This is a genomic window from Pseudomonas fluorescens, assembly GCF_902498195.1.
GTDB classification, from domain to species: domain Bacteria; phylum Pseudomonadota; class Gammaproteobacteria; order Pseudomonadales; family Pseudomonadaceae; genus Aquipseudomonas; species Aquipseudomonas fluorescens_BU.
The window spans coordinates 357,239-370,322 of the sequence record NZ_CABVIY010000002.1 but is presented as its reverse complement, the minus strand read 5'-3'; the positions used below and the strand labels follow the sequence as shown (position 1 = coordinate 370,322).

13 protein-coding genes are annotated in these 13,084 nt (G+C 62.7%); 7 read left to right on the top strand and 6 right to left on the bottom strand.

The features are described 5' to 3' along the window. Nucleotides 1-220: 220 nt before the first annotated feature. From F8N66_RS07115 to F8N66_RS07100, 4 genes are all read left to right on the top strand, one after another. Nucleotides 221-2,134, top strand: a complete 1,914-nt coding sequence (locus tag F8N66_RS07115; protein WP_150769518.1) for an alkaline phosphatase D family protein — start codon at nt 221-223, stop codon at nt 2,132-2,134. A 120-nt stretch (nt 2,135-2,254) separates the two neighbouring features. After that, a complete protein-coding gene (locus F8N66_RS07110) occupies nt 2,255-2,749 on the top strand; it encodes an adenylate kinase (protein WP_150769517.1) in 495 nt (164 codons plus the stop codon). Between the two features lie 173 nt (nt 2,750-2,922). Then, the gene (locus tag F8N66_RS07105; protein ID WP_150769516.1) at nt 2,923-3,177 is read left to right on the top strand and encodes a type II toxin-antitoxin system prevent-host-death family antitoxin; all 255 of its coding nucleotides are present in this window, start codon (nt 2,923-2,925) and stop codon (nt 3,175-3,177) included. Further along, the gene (locus tag F8N66_RS07100) at nt 3,174-3,428 is read left to right on the top strand and encodes a Txe/YoeB family addiction module toxin (RefSeq protein ID WP_150769515.1); all 255 of its coding nucleotides are present in this window, start codon (nt 3,174-3,176) and stop codon (nt 3,426-3,428) included. Before F8N66_RS07105 ends, F8N66_RS07100 begins: the two co-directional genes overlap by 4 nt. On the opposite strand, the gene F8N66_RS07095 is transcribed toward F8N66_RS07100, so the two are convergent. Continuing rightward, complete coding sequence (locus F8N66_RS07095) at nt 3,422-4,594, bottom strand: aspartate aminotransferase family protein (RefSeq protein ID WP_150769514.1); 1,173 nt, start codon at nt 4,592-4,594, stop codon at nt 3,422-3,424. The two genes, F8N66_RS07100 and F8N66_RS07095, sit on opposite strands and share 7 nt — an antisense overlap. Before the next feature lie 102 nt (nt 4,595-4,696). On the opposite strand from F8N66_RS07095, the gene F8N66_RS07090 reads away from it, so the two are divergent. Further along, nucleotides 4,697-5,602, top strand: a complete 906-nt coding sequence (locus tag F8N66_RS07090) for a LysR family transcriptional regulator (RefSeq protein WP_150769513.1) — start codon at nt 4,697-4,699, stop codon at nt 5,600-5,602. Between the two features lie 4 nt (nt 5,603-5,606). Here the strand turns inward: F8N66_RS07090 and msrA are convergent, their stop codons facing one another. After that, complete coding sequence (gene msrA, locus F8N66_RS07085) at nt 5,607-6,320, bottom strand: peptide-methionine (S)-S-oxide reductase MsrA (protein ID WP_150769512.1); 714 nt, start codon at nt 6,318-6,320, stop codon at nt 5,607-5,609. A gap of 86 nt (nt 6,321-6,406) precedes the next feature. Next, a complete protein-coding gene (gene msrB, locus F8N66_RS07080; RefSeq protein ID WP_150769511.1) occupies nt 6,407-6,925 on the bottom strand; it encodes a peptide-methionine (R)-S-oxide reductase MsrB in 519 nt (172 codons plus the stop codon). Nucleotides 6,926-7,074: 149 nt separating this feature from the next. Here msrB and F8N66_RS07075 point away from each other — a divergent pair, with 149 nt between their 5' ends. Both F8N66_RS07075 and F8N66_RS07070 read left to right on the top strand, forming a co-directional pair. Next, nucleotides 7,075-7,794, top strand: coding sequence for a response regulator transcription factor (locus F8N66_RS07075; protein WP_150769510.1), 720 nt, complete (start codon nt 7,075-7,077; stop codon nt 7,792-7,794). After that, the gene (locus F8N66_RS07070; RefSeq protein WP_150769509.1) at nt 7,791-9,311 is read left to right on the top strand and encodes a sensor histidine kinase; all 1,521 of its coding nucleotides are present in this window, start codon (nt 7,791-7,793) and stop codon (nt 9,309-9,311) included. The genes F8N66_RS07075 and F8N66_RS07070 overlap by 4 nt, the downstream gene beginning before the upstream one ends. Nucleotides 9,312-9,516: 205 nt before the next feature. Here F8N66_RS07070 and F8N66_RS07065 read toward each other — a convergent pair whose 3' ends face one another. From F8N66_RS07065 to F8N66_RS07055, 3 genes are read right to left on the bottom strand one after another with little or no spacing between them, the layout of a single operon-like run. Next, a complete protein-coding gene (locus F8N66_RS07065) occupies nt 9,517-10,272 on the bottom strand; it encodes a class II aldolase/adducin family protein (RefSeq protein WP_150769508.1) in 756 nt (251 codons plus the stop codon). Further along, nucleotides 10,269-11,219, bottom strand: a complete 951-nt coding sequence (locus F8N66_RS07060) for a CobW family GTP-binding protein (protein ID WP_150769507.1) — start codon at nt 11,217-11,219, stop codon at nt 10,269-10,271. Before F8N66_RS07060 ends, F8N66_RS07065 begins: the two co-directional genes overlap by 4 nt. Then, a complete protein-coding gene (locus F8N66_RS07055; protein ID WP_150769506.1) occupies nt 11,219-12,964 on the bottom strand; it encodes an amidohydrolase in 1,746 nt (581 codons plus the stop codon). Before F8N66_RS07055 ends, F8N66_RS07060 begins: the two co-directional genes overlap by 1 nt. Nucleotides 12,965-13,084 lie beyond the last annotated feature (120 nt).

Here is a 13,084-nt window from a genome sequence, read left to right as displayed (position 1 = left end):
GCCCCCTGGTATTTTTGTCCGCAAGTATACCTATGGAGTAGGCTCATCGTCTTCTGAAGGTAGCCATCAGTTTGAAACCTGTCCACGTCCCCCCCATTGCCGGGAGCTCGCCCTTGATGGTTCATGCGGCTCCCTACCTCTTCAGGCCGGCATCCTTGATAGATTCCCATGCGCTATCATCGCGCACTTCTGAACGTTCAGCTTTTGAATCCGAGTATCCATGTCCTTGCCACTGTCCGTTGATCATCGCCACCTGCCCCCTGTCCTGGCCGGCCCGCTGCTGCGCCGGCTGGAACCCACGCGGCTGGTGTTGTGGCTGGTGGGTTCCCGGGCGCTGGAGCTGACGTTACGATTGCCGGACGTTGGCGATATTCGCCTCGATGCCGGGCAATGCACGGTCATTGCGGTGGGAACCCATGCGTTCGTGCACCTGATCGATGTGCCGCTGGACACCGCCCTGCCCTGCGATGAGGTGATCGACTACGACCTGCTGCTCGATGACGGGACCGGCATCGCCGACTGGGCGCCGCATCTGCTGTACGGCGAGGCGCGCACACCGAACTTCGTCCTGCGCGCCCGTATCGATCAATTGCTGCACGGCTCCTGCCGAAAACCGCATCATCCGGCGGCAGACGGTCTGCTCTGCGTCGATGCCTTGTTGGCCAAAGAACACCAGGCCGAGGATCGCCCGGCGTTGCTGATGATGAGCGGCGACCAGGTCTACGCCGACGATGTCGCCGGGCCTACCTTGCGGGCGATTCATGCCCTGATCGAGCGGCTGGGGTTGTCCGGCGAGCACCTGGAAGGCGCCGTGGTCAGCGACAGCGCCAGACTCTACGAACACCCCGCCAGTTACTACCACCGTGCGGACTTGCTGCCGGCGCTGGAGAGCAACGAGACCCTGCGCGAGCGATTCTTCGGCGGGGCGCGCAAGCCGATTTTCACCAGCAGCAGCGCCGACAATCACCTGGTGACCTTCGCGGAAGTCATGGCCATGTACCTTTTGGTCTGGTCGCCGGCGCCCTGGACCTTGATCGCTCCGCAACCGCCGGTGCTGACACCCGAAAGAAGCAAGCGTTATGCGCTGGAGCAAACGCGCATCGACGGCTTCAAGGCTGGACTTGGCCAGGTCGCCCGGGCGTTGGCGCATTTGCCGACGCTGATGATTTTCGACGACCACGATATTACCGACGACTGGAATCTGTCCGCGCAATGGGAGGAAACGGCCTACGGCCATCCGTTCTCCAAACGCATCATCGGCAATGCACTGATCGCCTACATGCTGTGCCAGGGCTGGGGTAACAACCCGGATGCGTTCAGCGACGTGCTGGAAAAGACCCGGGCATTGAGTGTCACCGGGCATGACGATTACCTCGACAGTCCGGTCCAGGATGCCTTGATCGATGAGTTGCTCAGGTTTCAGCACTGGCATTACGTGCTGCCGACGACGCCGGCCATGGTCGTGCTCGACACCCGCACCCGGCGCTGGCGCAGCGAGATGAACCTCAAGCAACCGTCGGGACTGCTGGATTGGGAAGCCCTCAGCGAACTGCAACAGGAGCTGCTCGATCATCCGTCGGCGATCATCGTCTCCCCGGCACCGGTGTTCGGCGTGAAACTGATCGAAACCGTGCAACGCGTCTTCAGTTGGTGCGGTTATCCGCTGCTGGTCGACGCGGAAAACTGGATGGCCCATCGCGGTGCCGCGCAGGTGATCTTGAACATTTTCCGACACTCACGTACACCGGGCAGTTACGTGGTGCTGTCGGGCGATGTGCATTATTCCTTCGTCTACGAAGTGCTGATCCGACACCGCAAGGCCGGGCCACGCATCTGGCAGATCACAAGCAGCGGCATCAAGAACGAATTCCCGGCCAGGCTGCTGGAGTGGTTCGACCGCCTCAATCGCTGGCTGTACTCGCCGCGCTCGCCACTGAACTGGCTGACCAAACGCCGCCGCATGCGCATCGTGCCGCACATTCCCGAGCATGCTGAAGCCGGCGAGCGGCTGTGGAATTCGGCGGGGATCGGGCAGGTGTTCTTTAATGAAAAAGGGCAGCCGCGGGACATCTTCCAGCACAATTCCAACGGTGCGCCGAAGACGCGAATGGTGGCGCCGAAAGACGATGATTAAACCCTGTAGGAGCGAGCCTGCTCGCGATGGACGCATGGGCGACACGGGCTGTCTGATGCCCCGCGTTATCGTTGACGTCCATCGCGAGCAGGCTCGCTCCTACAGTTGATTGGTGTTGCCATGGATCTCACTCGAACCCTGATCATCGGTAATTCCGGCTCCGGCAAGAGTTGGCTGGCCGAGCGATTGGCCATGCATCTGCAAGTACCCTGGACCGACCTCGATTCAATCCACTGGCTGTCCGACGAACACAGCATCGCCCGCCCCCGCGCCGAAGCGCTGGGCATGGCACGTATAGCGGCCAATGAAGAGCGCTGGGTGATCGAAGGGGTTTACGACTGGATCATCAGCGAACTCTTGCCCCGGGCGACGGCGTTGATCTGGTTGCGTGTCGAGGATGAGCAGTGCGTCGCCAATATTCGCCAGCGCGAGGCGCATCGGAACGAAAACGATGAGTTGCTGATCGCCTTGCTGGAGTGGGCCAGCAACTATCGTGCGCGTGAGGGGGCCAGCGGGTTTGCTGCGCATCAGCGGTTGTTCGACGCGTTTGGCGGTTCAAAGCGCCAGCTGAAAGACCCGACTGAAATCATGGCGTTCGTCAGCGCACATGCATAGAGGACGCTCGCGTCAGATCGGGATTACAGCGATCTCGGAAATGTCCCGAAGCAACTTCGGCAACACTCGTTGCAAACGCGCAGACATCGTCTGCGTCACAACCACTCGTAGGTATCGCCTTGCCATCCTGTACTCATTTCTGTACGTTCTCAGCATCAAGCGAGGACATCAAAATGGAAACCATCAACTACACCAACGCACGTGCGCACTTGGCGCAAACCATGGACCGGGTCAATGAGGACCGGGCACCACTGCTTGTCACTCGCCAGAAAGGCGAGCCCGTGGTGATGATGTCGTTGGCGGAATACAACGCCCTCGAAGAAACCGCCTACCTGCTTCGCTCCCCAGCCAATGCCGAACGCTTGATCAAATCGATCGCCAGCCTACGGGCCGGCAAGGCCAAAGCCAGAAAGCTCATAGAAGAATGAACATCGAGTTCACGCCTGAAGGTTGGGACGACTATCTTTGGTTTCAGCAAAACGACAAGGCAGGGCTCAAGCGAATCAATCTGCTGATCAAAGCCATCCAGAGAGAACCGTTCACTGGTGTGGGAAAACCTGAACCGCTCAAACACAACCTGAGCGGTTTCTGGTCACGCCGGATCACGGCCGAACATCGCTTGGTCTATACAGTCGAGGACGGTGAAGTACGTATCCTGATGTGCAGATACCACTACTGAGAAATCGCCCGGCTCACCCCTCGCACAATCATCTCCACCTCCCGCTCGTCAATCGTCAGCGGCGGCAGCAAGCGAATGGTCTGGCCCCGGGTCACGTTGATCAACAGGCCGTGATCCCGCGCCGCGATCAGGGTCAGGTCGCGGATCGGTTGCTTGAGTTCGATGCCGATCATCAAGCCCTGGCCGCGAACCGCCAGGACGTTCGGGTGATCCGCCAGTTCCATGCGCAATCTGTCGAGCAGCCGTTCACCCTGCCGGCGGGCGTTCTCGCGCAGGCCCTGTTCTTCGATGATGTCCAGCACGGTGCAGGCGACGCGGCACGCCAGCGGGTTGCCGCCAAAGGTGCTGCCGTGGCTGCCGGGGGTGAAGAGTTCGGCGGCTTTGCCGCGAGCCAGGCAGGCGCCGATGGGGATGCCGTTGCCCAGGCCTTTGGCCAGGGTCATGACGTCGGGCACGATGCCTTCGTGCTGGCAGGCGAACCACTGGCCGGTGCGGCCGATGCCGGTCTGGATTTCGTCGAGCATCATCAGCCACCCGCGCCGGTTGCACAGTTCGCGCACGGCCTTGAGATAGCCCGGTGGCGCCAGTTGCACACCGCTCTCGCCCTGGATCGGCTCCATCAGGATCGCCACGACGCGAGGCCAGTGATCCCGCTGCACTTGGTCCAGCGCATTCAGATCGCCGAACGGCACCTTGATGAAATCACCCGGCAATGTGTTGAAGCCCAACCTCACCGCCGGGCCATCGCTGGCGGACAAGGTGCCGAGGGTGCGTCCATGAAAAGCGTTCTCCATGACCACCACCAGCGGTTGCTCGATACCTTTGCGCCAGCCATGCAACCGGGCGATTTTCAGCGCCGTTTCGTTGGCCTCGGCGCCCGAGTTGTTGAAAAACGCCCGGTCCATGCCGGCCAGCGCGGTGAGTTTGTGCGCCAGCCGCTGCTGCCAGTCGATGCTGTAGAGGTTGGAGGTGTGCAACAGCAACCCGGCCTGCTCGCTGATGGCGGCGACGATTTTCGGATGGGAATGGCCGACGTTGGTCACGGCCACCCCGGCGACCGCATCCAGGTATTCACGCCCGGCCCGGTCCCACAGGCGCGTGCCCAGGCCTTTGTCGAAACTCAAGGCCAGGGGTTGGTAAGTGCTCATCAGGCAGGCGGCGGTCATGACATCAGGCTCCATTAATTGTCGGTGTTTTCGCAGTATGGTTATCCACCTGAACTGGATAAACTGCGCAAAACTTCGATCATTTAAAAGCTGGGCTTGATAATGGATTTGTTCCAGGCGATGAGCGTTTACGTTCGGGTGGTGGAAGCCGGCAGCATGACCGCTGCCGCGCAGCAGTGTGAAATGTCCACGACCATGGTCGGCAATCACCTCAAGGCGCTGGAGCAGCGGCTGGGCGTGCGCCTGCTCAACCGTACGACGCGGCGCCAGCGCCTGACGGAATTCGGCAGCGCGTATTACCAGCGCTGCCTGGAAGTGCTCGGACTGGTGGCGGACTCCGAACGCCTGGCGGAGCAAACCCTCGACGAACCGAGCGGCACCCTGCGCATTACCGCGCCATTGACCTTCGGCACCGAACGCCTGGCGCCCGCCTTGAGCGCGTTCAGCCTGCACAATCCACGGGTGAAACTGGACGTGGTGTTGACCAATCGACGGCCGGACCTGCTGGACCAGGGCTTCGACGTGGCCTTCCGCCTGGGTGCCCTCGAACCTTCCAACCTGATCGCCCGCCCGCTGATCGACTACACCCTGACCATGTGCGCGTCGAAGGACTACCTCGCCCGTCGCGGCACTCCGGAAAAACCGGAAGACCTGCAACACCACGATTGCCTGGCGTTCGCCTATCCGGCTGGCGATGACTGGCAATCGGTGGCCCGGCAATGGCGCCTGAACAGCCCGGAGGGCGAAATCGTGGTGGCGGTCAGCGGATCGCTGGTGATCAACAGTTCAGCCGGCCTGCACCAGGCTGCACGCACCGGGATGGGCATCGTCATGGTGCCCGATGCGCTGGTGGAGCAGGACCTCAAGGACGGCAAGCTGGTGCCCTTGCTGCAACGGTATCAACTGCCGAGCCGGCCGATGCACCTGGTCTACGCCCAGGACCGCTATCGCCTGCCAAAACTGCGTCGTTTCGTCGACTTCGCCCTGGGCATGTGGGGCAAGCACTGAGCCCCTATTCCTGCATGCCGGCCTTCACCAGTACTGGTTTGTCCTGGTAGCGATCCGGGTACAGCTGCTTGAGCTGCGCGACCTTCGGCAAATCGTTGATCACGATGTAGGGATACGTCGGGTGCTCGGTCAGGAAATCCTGGTGTTCCTCCTCCGCCGGGTAGAAACCGTTGTAGCTTTCAAGCCTGGTCACGATGGGTTTGCTGAACGAATGGGCGGCGTCGAGCTGGGCAATGTAGGCCTGTGCGACCCGTTGCTGCTCGCTGCTTTTGGTGAAGATGGCCGAGCGATACTGGGTGCCGGTGTCCGGTCCCTGGCGGTTGAGTTCGGTCGGGTTATGCGCCACCGAAAAGTAAATTTGCAGCAAGGTGCCGTAGCTGACCTGGCTGGGGTCGAAGGTGACTTCCACGGACTCCGCATGGCCGGTATCGCCATTGCTGACACGCTCGTACTGAGCCGTATTGGCCGCACCGCCGGCGTAACCGGAGACAGCGTTCTTCACGCCTTTGACATGCTGGAACACGCCTTGAACGCCCCAGAAGCAACCACCGGCAAACACGGCGGTTTCGCTGCGGGCCTGGGTGATTTCGTCGAGGGTCGGCGGCGCCAGTTTCACCGCGTCTTGCGAACCGCCGAGAGAGAACGCCGAGCATTGACCGATGGCGCCGGCAGCGATCAGCCCCAACAAGGTACGGCGCCAGGTGAACAGGTTTTTCATGGGTGGACTCCTGAATGTTGAAAGGTGGTTATCAACCGACGGTAGAGGTCACATGGGGTTACCTGCAAAAACGTAAGTCGAAGGAATCAGGCGGCCCCGGGGATGAACTTCATCGCCAGGCCGTTCATGCAGTAACGCAGCCCGGTCGGTTTCGGGCCGTCATCGAAGACATGGCCCAGGTGACCGCCACAACGCCGGCAGTGGACTTCTTCGCGCAGCACGCCGAAGGAGCGGTCCTGACGAGTGGCCACGGCCTTGTCCAGTGGCGCCCAGAAGCTCGGCCAACCGGTGCGGCTGTCGAACTTGGTCGCCGAGGAAAACAGCGGCAGATTGCAGCCGGCACAGGCGAAGGTGCCCTCGCGGTGCTCGTTGTTCAACGGGCTGCTGTAAGCCCGTTCGGTGCCTTCTTCACGGAGGATTTCATACTGTTCGTCGCTGAGCAGGGCGTGCCATTCGCTGTCGCTGTGGGTCACTTCGAACGCCTGCGCCGCGTCGGCCTCGCTGATCAGCGCGGTACTCGCGGCAAATTTTGGCAATGCACCGATCGCCAGGGCCGCCACCCCCAGCCCGCCGCTGGCCCAAAGAAATTGTCGTCTTGAGAACATGGTTGTCTCCGAAGTCCTGAGGCTTGTCATGGAACACAGCCTAGGCTTGGGGTGATCGCCAAATCCTCACGGGGAGTTAAACAATTCGTGATAACTCGATGGCCGAAAAAACCGCACAATGAACCCCTCGCGCAGAAAGGTTGAATGGGATGGAACAGACCAAACGCGTCCTCGTGGTAGAGGACGACCTGCACATCGCCGACCTGATCTGCCTGCACCTGCGTGACGAGCAGTTCGAGGTGGTGCACAGCGCCGACGGCACTGAAGGCATGCGCCTGTTGCAGCAGGGCAACTGGGACGCACTGATCCTCGACCTGATGCTGCCCGGCGTCGACGGCCTGGAAATCTGTCGGCGCGCCCGCGCCATGGCCCGCTACACGCCGATCATCATCACCAGCGCCCGCTCCAGCGAAATGCACCGCATTCTGGGCCTGGAACTGGGCGCCGACGACTACCTGGCCAAGCCGTTTTCCATGCTCGAACTGGTGGCCCGGGTCAAGGCCCTGCTGCGCCGGGTCGATGCCATGGCCCGCAACCTGAAGATGGACGCCGGCAGCCTCGACATCGATGGCCTGGCCATCGACCCGATCACCCGCGAGGTGTCCCTCGATGGCCGGCGCCTGGACCTCACGCCACGGGAGTTCGACTTGCTGTACTTCTTCGCGCGCCAGCCGGGCAAGGTGTTTTCGCGCATGGACCTGCTCAATGCCGTGTGGGGTTACAGCCACGAAGGCTACGAACACACGGTCAACACCCACATCAACCGCCTGCGCGCGAAAATCGAGGCCGATCCTACGCAACCGGCGCGCATCCTCACGGTCTGGGGGCGCGGCTACAAATTCGCCAGCAGCCAGGAGCCGACACCATGAGGTTGACCCTCACGCAACGCCTGTCACTGGTGTTCGCCGTGCTGTTGCTGGTGTGCTGCGGCACCTCGGCGTGGATGCAGGTGCGCTCCAACCAGATGCATGAACAGGAAGTGGTGCAAGGCTTGTCGCGGGACCTGGCGCAACACATCGCCCGCGACACGGTGCTGATGGACACCCAGGGCCTGATGCCCAATGCGGTGCGTGACCTGTTCAGCAAGCTGATGCTGGTCAATCCCAGTGTCGAGGTGTACCTGCTGGACACCGAAGGCAAGATTGTCGGCAGCGCCGCGCCCGAGGGCCGGATACGGCGCGAACAGGTCGACCTGGCACCGATCCGGCGCCTGCTCAACGGCGATGCCCTGCCGATTCTCGGTGACGACCCGCGCAGCGTCGATGCACGCAAGGTGTTCAGCGCCGCGCCATTGAAGGTCGATGGCAAGCCGGCCGGTTATCTCTACGTGGTCCTGCTCGGGGAAGACCATGACCGCATCGCCGAGCGCGGTGCCACCAGCGCCGCGCTCAATACCGCCCTGTTGTCCATCGGCCTGGTGGCGCTGTTGTGCCTGATTGCCGGCCTCACGGCGTTTGCCCTGATCACCCGGCCATTGCGCCGCCTGACCGACAGTGTCAGCCGCTTCGACATCGACGGCATTCCCGTCACGCCGCCGACCCTCACGCCGATGGAGAAAGCCGCCAGCCACGATGAAATCGCCATCCTCGACGCTGCGTTCCGGCAGATGCAGGCACGCCTCGGTGAGCAATGGCGCTCGCTGACGCGTCAGGACCAGGAACGCCGCGAGCTGGTGGCGAACATTTCCCACGACCTGCGCACGCCGCTGGCGTCCTTGCACGGGTATCTGGAAACCCTGTCGCTCAAGGACGCCACGCTGTCCCCGGCCGACCGCCGCCGCTATCTGGGCATCGCCCTGGATCAAAGCCGCAAGGTCGGCGGACTGGCACAGTCGCTGCTGGAGCTGGTGCGCCTGGAGCACGGTTTCGTGCAACCGGTGCTGGAACGCTTTTCCCTGACCGATCTGGCCCAGGACATCTTCCAGAAATTCGAACTCACCGCCGAAGCGCGCCAGGTCGAACTCAAGGCCACGTTCGCCGCCAATGTCTCGGCAGCCTGCGCGGACCTGGGGCTGATCGAGCGGGTGCTGACCAACCTGTTCGACAACGCTTTGCGCCATACCCCGCAAGGCGGAGAAGTCGAGCTCAGCCTGCGCGCCCAGGGCGCCTTTATCGAAGTGACGGTGAGCGACACCGGCCCCGGCATCGCCCCCGAACTGCGCGAAGGGCTGTTCCTGCGCCCGTTCAACATTGGCGGTGCGCGGCGTGATGGCGGGCTGGGGTTAAGGATTGTGCATCGCATCCTGCAACTGCATGGTCGCGAGATTCAGCTGGTCGATGTGCCTGGGCGGGGGGCGACGTTTCGGTTTTCGCTGGCGGTGGATGAAGCCACGGCGTCTGCCCTGGCAGAGCGCTCAATGAACCTGAACACGCCGGGGCAAGCCTGACACACTTCCCTCCCTTGTGGGAGCGAGCCTGCTCGCGAAGTGGCCAGCACATTCAACATCAATGTCGCCTGACACACTGCCTTCGCGAGCAGGCTCGCTCCCACAGTTGATCCGGGTTGCCACACATATTAGCGCTCGACACCTGACCCCTTGTAGGAGCGAGCCTGCTCGCGAAGAGGCCCGCCGCCTCACCACAGGGTCTGAGTCAGTCCCGATACCCCGGCGCCACCCGCTCCAGCATCCGCAACAACGCTGCCCAGGCCAACTGCATTGCATCCGGATCATTCAGCTCGCCATCATCCAGCGGCCGACCGGGATCATTGAACTGGCGCTCGGTGTGTTCACACACCTCGGCCGGCGGCAACACCAGCTCCCCGGCGGCTTGCGCGGCCAACTGGATGTCGCAGGCTTTTTCCAGGTAATACATGCGCAGGAACGCCTGGCCCACGGTCTCGCCGACGGTCAGCAAGCCATGGTTGCGCAGCATCAGTACCGGCTTGTCGCCCAGGTCCTGCACCAGGCGTTGCTGCTCGCTCATGTCCAGCGCCACGCCTTCGTAGTCGTGATAAGCAACACGCCCGTAGAACTCCATGGAAATCTGATTGACCGGCAACAAGCCACACTTCAAGGCTGCGACGGCGCAACCGGATTTGGTGTGGGTGTGCAATACGCATTGCGCGTCGTCACGGGCGCCGTGAATCGCGCTGTGAATCACGAAACCGGCCGGGTTGACCGGATACGGCGACGCCTCGACGGCTCGGCCCGCCAGATCGATCTTCACCAGGTTGGACGCCGTTATCTCATCGAACATCAGCCCGTAGGGGTTGATCAGGAAGTGATGCTCCGGCCCCGGCAGGCGCACCGAGATGTGGGTGAAGATCAGGTCGGTCATGCGAAAGTGCGCAACCAGTCGATAACAGGCCGCCAGTTCTTCACGCAGCCGTTGTTCGGTCGGGCTCATGTCGGGACGTTCTCCGTCACCTGGCAGGCATCCAGGCCTTGGCGCAACGCGTCCCAGCCGCCGAAGTCCCGGCGTGCGATCAACACCAGGCGCGTGGCGCTGGCGCCGGCCTCGTCGGTGGCCGGCAGAAACTGACTGCGCGTGCCGACGTGTTGCAACCAGTGCGCCTTGGCGCCCTGCGCCAGCACCACCAGGCCCTTGACCCGAAACACATCGCCGGGCAGCGCCTGCAACCAGCCACGCAAACGCTCGACATCCAGTGGCGTGGTGCTCTGCCACAATTCACTGCTGAACATCTGGCTGTGGTCATCCTGCGAAACCAGCGTCAAGGGCTTCACCGCCCGATGCTCGACATCCAGGTCAGTGTCCAGCCACAGCGCATCCGGTAGCTCGGCCTGCACACTGACGTGCACCCGGGTCCTCTCGCCCAATACCGCACGCAAGGATTGCAACTGTTGCGCGTCGACCAGGTCGGTTTTGTTCAACAACAGCAAGTCGGCCGCCGCCACCTGCGCCCGGGCCAGGCGAGCGTACTCACCCTCCAGTTGCAAATGACGGGTGGCGTCGACCACGGTGATGACCATGTCCAGTTGCATCTGGCTGCGCAGTTGCGGATAGGCCAGGGTTTGCACGATGCGCTGCGGATCGGACACCCCGCTGCACTCGATGACGATGCGTTCCAGCCGCGGCTGCAACTGCGCCAGGCTGCCGAACTGCGCCAGCAGGTCTTCCTGCACGGTGCAGCAGATGCAGCCGTTTTGCAGGCTGTACACCGCATCGGTGACTTCGGAAACGATGGCCGCATCGATGTTCAATTCGCCGAAATCGTTGACGATGACCGCCAGCCGGCTGCCTTCGGCACGGCGCACCATGCGGTTGAGCAAGGTGGTTTTGCCGGCACCGAGAAAACCCGATACGACGGTGACTGCGATCCGTTGTCCGTCCATTACGCCTTGCCCTCCAGCACCGGTGGTTCACCCTGCCAGACCGCTTTCAGACCGATCGGCGCCAGCGTCGAATGACGGTCGTAGACCAACTGCCCTTCGACAAACGTCAGCAGCACCTGGGTCTGATGGATGTAGTTGCGCGCCGGCTCGGCGAACAGGTCGCGGTCGATGACGATCAGGTCCGCCGACTTGCCGACTTCCAGGCTGCCGGTGCTGGCCTCCAGGCCCATGGCCACGGCGCCGTTGCGGGTGACCACGTTCAGGGCCTGTTCGAGGCTGATCGGGTCACCGAAGCAGGCCGGGTCGTCGTTCCACGGGTTCTGGCGCGTGACCATGGTTTCCAGGGCCAGCCACGGGTCGATGGACGCCACCGGCCAGTCCGTGCCCATCACCGCCGTGCCGCCGGCTTCCAGCACACCCTTGAAGTCGTAAATGCGCTTCAGGCGTTCCTGGCCATAGCCCGAACGCGCACCACTGGCGAACGGCGTCGGATACCACGCGGCCGGGGAAAACTCGGCGATGACGTTGAGTTCCTTGAAGCGCGGCAGATTGCCCGGGTGCAGCAAGGTGCTGTGGGCGCACTGGTGGCGCACGCCGCTGAAACCATTGCGACGACGGGCCTCGGCCACGGCATCGAGGAACACGTCGGACGCGCCGTCGCCGGTGCAATGGGCAATCACGCGGATGCCCTGGCGATCCATGTCCACCACCATGTCGGTGATGTGTTCAGGGGTCAGGTTGAGCTTGCCGCGCCAGCTCTTTTCCTCTGGCCACGGGGTCAGCAGGTAAGACGATTTTGGCTCGACCGTGCCGTCGAAGTGGAATTTAACGGCGTTGGCGCTCAGGCGCGCGCTGCGGTAGTAGTGACGTTCACCGCTGAGCAATTCCCAGCGACGACGCACCGGGAAAATATCGTCCTGCCAGCTGATCGCGGCTTCGATCCGCACCGTCAGTTCACCGCTGTCGTCGAGTTCCTTCAGCGCTTGCAGGCGCTGTTCACAGACGTGCACGTATTTGCTCGCCGTCACCCCGCGCGAGCTCTGGAAATGCACGCCATCGCGATAGGCACGGCGCAGCACGCTGACCGGGGTCGGCGGCATGGCGGCGTGGATCATCGCGTAGGCACCGTCGATCATCAGGCCGGTCGGCTCGCCGGTCAGTTCATCGCGCTCGAAATAACCGTTGCGCGGGTCAGAGGTGTGGCGGTCGATGCCGGCCAGTTCGAGGGCCTTGGAGTTGACCATCATGGTCCCCCACATGCGGTCGAGCAGCGCCACGGGACGGTCCGGCATGACGCTGTCTAGCCACGCACGGCCCGGCGTCAGGCCGGCCTCGCGGAAGGTGTAGCGCACCCAGTATTGACCGTAGATCCAGCCGTCGCCGGGATGGCTGTCGGCATAGGCCAGGATGCTTTCGCGCAGTTGTTCGGGGGTCGGGTCTTCGATGCCCACGTCGAGGTCGTCGCTGTAGCGCGGCGCCAGCGCGAGGTCGGGGTGCGTGTGCATGTCGTGCAGGCCCGGCATGCAGAACGCGCCTTGCAGGTCATGCACCCGCGTGTTCGGCCCCTTGAAGGCTTCGAGTTCAACGAGGCTGGCGACACCGATCAACTTGCCGTCGCGGATCGCCACGGCCTCGGCCCAGGGGTTCGCCGGATCCTGGGTATAGATGCGACCGTTGCCGAGGATCAGGTCGGCGTATGTTCCTTGTGTGGAATGGGTCGAGGAAAAGTTGTCGGACTCAGCCATGTAAGCCACCTTGATTCTGGGCAGTTTGAGGGCCCGCCGTGCGCTGTGCACAGGAGCGGACCGGAAAATTTTTTTGTTGTTTGAGCGATCCGTGCGGTTGGCGCCGCCCACCATCGGGTG

Coding starts and splice junctions, on each gene's coding strand:
- F8N66_RS07115 (WP_150769518.1), top strand. CDS start 221: ATGTCCTTGCCACTGTCCGTTGATCATCGCCACCTGCCCCCTGTCCTG.
- F8N66_RS07110 (WP_150769517.1), top strand. CDS start 2,255: ATGGATCTCACTCGAACCCTGATCATCGGTAATTCCGGCTCCGGCAAG.
- F8N66_RS07105 (WP_150769516.1), top strand. CDS start 2,923: ATGGAAACCATCAACTACACCAACGCACGTGCGCACTTGGCGCAAACC.
- F8N66_RS07100 (WP_150769515.1), top strand. CDS start 3,174: ATGAACATCGAGTTCACGCCTGAAGGTTGGGACGACTATCTTTGGTTT.
- F8N66_RS07095 (WP_150769514.1), bottom strand. CDS start 4,594: ATGACCGCCGCCTGCCTGATGAGCACTTACCAACCCCTGGCCTTGAGT.
- F8N66_RS07090 (WP_150769513.1), top strand. CDS start 4,697: ATGGATTTGTTCCAGGCGATGAGCGTTTACGTTCGGGTGGTGGAAGCC.
- msrA (WP_150769512.1), bottom strand. CDS start 6,320: ATGAAAAACCTGTTCACCTGGCGCCGTACCTTGTTGGGGCTGATCGCT.
- msrB (WP_150769511.1), bottom strand. CDS start 6,925: ATGTTCTCAAGACGACAATTTCTTTGGGCCAGCGGCGGGCTGGGGGTG.
- F8N66_RS07075 (WP_150769510.1), top strand. CDS start 7,075: ATGGAACAGACCAAACGCGTCCTCGTGGTAGAGGACGACCTGCACATC.
- F8N66_RS07070 (WP_150769509.1), top strand. CDS start 7,791: ATGAGGTTGACCCTCACGCAACGCCTGTCACTGGTGTTCGCCGTGCTG.
- F8N66_RS07065 (WP_150769508.1), bottom strand. CDS start 10,272: ATGAGCCCGACCGAACAACGGCTGCGTGAAGAACTGGCGGCCTGTTAT.
- F8N66_RS07060 (WP_150769507.1), bottom strand. CDS start 11,219: ATGGACGGACAACGGATCGCAGTCACCGTCGTATCGGGTTTTCTCGGT.
- F8N66_RS07055 (WP_150769506.1), bottom strand. CDS start 12,964: ATGGCTGAGTCCGACAACTTTTCCTCGACCCATTCCACACAAGGAACA.